The 3955-nt window shown below is 59.5% G+C and carries 5 protein-coding genes; 4 read left to right on the top strand and 1 reads right to left on the bottom strand.

Features of this window, described 5'->3' with window-relative positions; genetic code table 11:
- The 4 genes from DWV43_RS10460 to DWV43_RS09835 all read left to right on the top strand — a co-directional run.
- On the top strand, positions 1-218 hold a 218-nt coding region (locus DWV43_RS10460; protein WP_233539265.1), incomplete at its 5' end, for a hypothetical protein.
- A gap of 208 nt (positions 219-426) precedes the next feature.
- On the top strand, positions 427-792 hold the full coding sequence (locus DWV43_RS09845) for a helix-turn-helix transcriptional regulator (protein WP_055252065.1): 366 nt from the start codon (positions 427-429) through the stop codon (positions 790-792).
- Positions 793-855: 63 nt separating this feature from the next.
- Positions 856-1074, top strand: a complete 219-nt coding sequence (locus DWV43_RS09840) for a cation transporter (protein WP_089572082.1) — start codon at positions 856-858, stop codon at positions 1072-1074.
- Positions 1075-1173: 99 nt separating this feature from the next.
- Entirely contained in the window at positions 1174-3126 is a 1953-nt protein-coding gene (locus DWV43_RS09835; protein WP_199569436.1) for a heavy metal translocating P-type ATPase, read from the top strand.
- Positions 3127-3350: 224 nt separating this feature from the next.
- Here the strand turns inward: DWV43_RS09835 and DWV43_RS09830 are convergent, their stop codons facing one another.
- Complete coding sequence (locus tag DWV43_RS09830) at positions 3351-3728, bottom strand: metal-dependent transcriptional regulator (RefSeq protein ID WP_117735915.1); 378 nt, start codon at positions 3726-3728, stop codon at positions 3351-3353.
- Positions 3729-3955: the final 227 nt, after the last annotated feature.

The following is a 3955-nucleotide window of genomic DNA, read 5'->3' as shown; positions in this document are numbered from 1 at the left end:
GGGCGGAGGCGGGGCATGCCCCGCCTCTTACACCACATCTCTGCGCGCTACCATGTCCACCTACATTTTTCGACTTATTCGGCCACCGATGTGCCAGATTGGCTGCAGCAATGCTCAATATAACTTTAGATAAAACTGATTCTGCAGGAACTCCCGTAGAGGAAGAACTGATTCTCGCGGTATTCAACACGATAAAGTACAAATATGAACAGTTCTAATGCTTCTCAAGGTGGCTTTCTTAGCATGCTGGCCGAACATCTCGAAATATGTTGGCGAGCATTGCGTCGATGTCTCCCAACCCGCAGAAAATCGCAGAGGCGGCAAGCAGTCATCGAAATTAACGTAAATTGTATTGACATATGAACATGCGCTCATATAATCGGAAGTAAGTTATATGAGCGCATGTTCATATGAAAGGATGTTGCAATGAGCAGCCACGCTGATGAAACAAAGACTGGCATCGAGGCCACCGAGCCGATCGTCCCCACCACCTGCTCGCCCGAGGACCTTCCCGACGAGGAGCTGTTGTACGACCTGGCCGACCTGTTCAAGGTCTTCAGCGACACCACACGCATCAAGATCCTCTATGCCCTCATGGGCCGCGAGCTCTGCGTGGCTGACATCGCCGAAGCGACCGCAACCTCGCAGTCGGCAGTATCGCACCAGCTGCGCACGCTTAAGCAGTCGCACCTGGTCAAGTTCCGCCGCGACGGCCGCAACATTCTCTACTCGCTCGCCGACGATCACGTCTACACCATGCTTAACCAGGGCATGAGCCATATCTGCGAATAGCAATCAACCACGGTATCAGCGCGGCCGGCACCCAGACCGCTAACACAGGGAAAGGAACCCACCATGAAAAAGCAGTTCAAGCTCGACGAGATCGATTGCGCCAACTGCGCGCGCGAGCTTCAGGACGAACTTGCCAAGCTCGAGGGCGTCAAGTCCGTTTCGGTCAACTTTATGACCCAGAAGCTGACGCTCGAGGCCGACGACGCCAAGTTCGACGAGGTCCTGGACCGCGTCGTTGAGTTCACCGCCGACGCCGAGCCGGACTGCGAGATCATTCTCTAACCCGCGCATACGTTGACCTGCGAGGCCGCGCTTGCCGCGGCCTTTGCTCGCGAAATTATATGAGCGAGTGTTCATAAACTCAAATGAGAGGTTTGAATCATGACAGCCGCCGATCCCAAAAAGAAAAAGAAGAAGCGCAAGAAGAAAGAGTCCCTTGAGCATAAGCGCAACCGCATCCTGGTAGCACTGGGCATTTTTGCCGTTGTTTATGCCCTCGACGAGCTCGGCGCCCTCACTATCGCATTTGGGGAGCCCGGCAACATCTACGCCAGCTTTGTGCTGTTCCTCGTGCCGTTTTTGATTGCCGGCTACGACGTACTGCAAAAGGCATTCAATAACATCCGCCGCGGCAAGGCCTTCGACGAGAGCTTCCTCATGGCCGTCGCGACCATCGGCGCGTTTGCCATGGTGCTCTTCCCCGACACCGACCCGCACATGGCCGAAGGCGCCGCTGTCATGCTGTTCTACCAGGTCGGCGAGCTGTTCCAGGCATACGCCGTGGGCAAGAGCCGCAAGTCGATCAGTGCCATGATGGACATCGCGCCCGACTACGCTAACGTCGAGCAGACCGACGGCACGCTCGAGCAGGTCTTTCCCGATGACATCGCCGTCGGCACCGTGATCGTCGTCAAGCCCGGCGAGCGCGTGCCTATCGACGGCATCATCGTCGAGGGCGAAACCCAGCTCGACACCGCCGCGCTCACGGGCGAGTCGGTCCCCCGCCCCGCCAAGTCCGGCGACGATATCATCAGCGGCTGCATCAACATGACGGGCCTCATCCGCGTGCGTACCACCAAGCCGTTTGGCGAGTCCACCGTCGCGCGCGTCCTGGAGCTCGTAGAGAATGCCAGCGAAAAGAAGGCGCGCACCGAAAACTTCATCACGCGCTTTGCCCGCGTCTACACCCCCGCCGTCACCGGCGCTGCCGCGGTGCTCGCGCTTGGCGGCGGCCTGGTGACTGGCGCTTGGTCCGATTGGATCCTGCGCGGCCTGACCTTCCTGGTCGTCAGTTGCCCGTGCGCGCTCGTGATCAGCGTGCCGCTGAGCTTCTTTGGCGGCATTGGCGGCGCGTCCAAGCTGGGCGTTCTCATCAAGGGTTCTAACTACCTCGAGGCGCTCGCCGACGTGGACACCGTCGTCTTCGACAAAACCGGCACGCTCACCAATGGCACATTCTCGGTGGTCGCGGTGCACCCCGAGGCTGGCTATACCGAGCAATCGTTGCTTGAAGTCGCAGCCCTCGCCGAGTCATTCTCCGACCACCCCATCGCGCAGTCGGTACGCGCCGCCTACCTGGGCGAGGTCGACCCCAAGCGCGTGAGCGACTCCGCCAACGACGCGGGCCATGGCGTGACAGCGACCATCGATGGCAAGCACGTCGTCGTCGGCAACGCCAAGATGCTCGCCGCAGCCGGCGTTGAAGCGCCGGACTGTGAGGTCGTCGGTACCATCCTCCACGTGCTCGCGGACGGTGCGTATGCCGGCCACATCGTGATTGCAGACACCGTCAAGGCCGATGCCGAGCAAACGATTCGCGACCTGCATGCCGCCGGTATCAACCGCACCGTCATGCTCACGGGCGACCGCGAGGAGGTTGCAGCGTCTGTGGCCAAGCAACTCGGTCTCGACGAGTTCCACGCGCAGCTCCTGCCGGGCGACAAGGTCGAGCGCGTTGAGGCGCTACTCGCGGCCGAAAGTGGCAAGGGCAAGCTCGCCTTTGTCGGCGACGGTATCAACGACGCTCCTGTGCTTACGCGCGCCGATGTGGGCATTGCCATGGGCGCCATGGGCTCCGACGCCGCGATCGAGGCCGCCGACGTGGTGCTGATGGACGACAAGCCGTCCAACATTTCCCGCGCGATCCGCGTGGCGCGCAAGACCATGTCGATTGTTTGGCAGAACATAATCTTTGCGCTGGGCATTAAGCTGCTGATCCTTGTGCTGGCAGCGCTGGGTATCGCCAATATGTGGCTTGCCGTCTTTGGCGACGTAGGCGTGGCGATCATCGCTATCCTGAACGCCATGCGCGCGATGGGTGTCAAGAACCTGTAGCGCCTGTGGTCCCTCCGGCCGGGACCGGGCTTGGTTTTGAAAACGTCCTCGACCAATGAAGCGCCCCCGTTCTGCTCCTTCGGAGCTACGAACGGGGGCGCTTCTGGTCTGCGGAGTGTTTTCAAAAACCAAGCCCGGTCCCGGCCTGCGGTAACGTTGCTGGCGGTTCTTGGGCATCGCTTGGTGGCGGGGTTCCTTGTCTGAGTTGGACTTGGTTGGCGGGGCTACTGGTCCCGGTCGCTGTCCCGTCCCAGCATCGCCCTCAGCTTCTCAAAGCTTTCCTCGCTCAGGCAGTGCTCCATGTGGCAGCCCTCTTGCGACGCAACCTCAGCCGAAACACCCGCATCCTCCAGCAGCCCCACGAAAAAGCAGTGACGCTCCCACATTTGGCGAGCGACCTCCAGACCACGCTCCGTCAGATGAACGTCGCGCTTGCCCATTTCGACATAGCCGTTGCTTTCCAACGTCGCCATGGCCTTGGAAACGCTCGCCTTGGTTACGCCGAGGTACTCCGCAACGTCGATCGAGCGCACGATGCCCTGACGTTCCGATAGAACGTAGATCGATTCGAGATAGTCTTCTCCGGATTCACGCAGGGCCATGGGCCGCCTTTCGCGATGGCTTCTAGTTAGCCTTTGGATACTTTTGCTTGATTTACTTTACCGCAAAAGTTGCCCATGTCTTACTACTTTGCCTAAAAGTTAGCCGTGTTTCACAAAACATGCGGGACGAAAACAAAATGGGGACGCCCCGCAAGGAGTGTCCCCAGCTGCCGGCAGAGACGATATGAGCAGGACATAAAAACATTGAGAGCCCCTGCTGCATGAAA

The organism is Collinsella sp. AF05-9, assembly GCF_003465595.1.
Lineage (GTDB): Bacteria > Actinomycetota > Coriobacteriia > Coriobacteriales > Coriobacteriaceae > Collinsella.
This window is presented reverse-complemented; position numbering and strand designations above follow the sequence as displayed.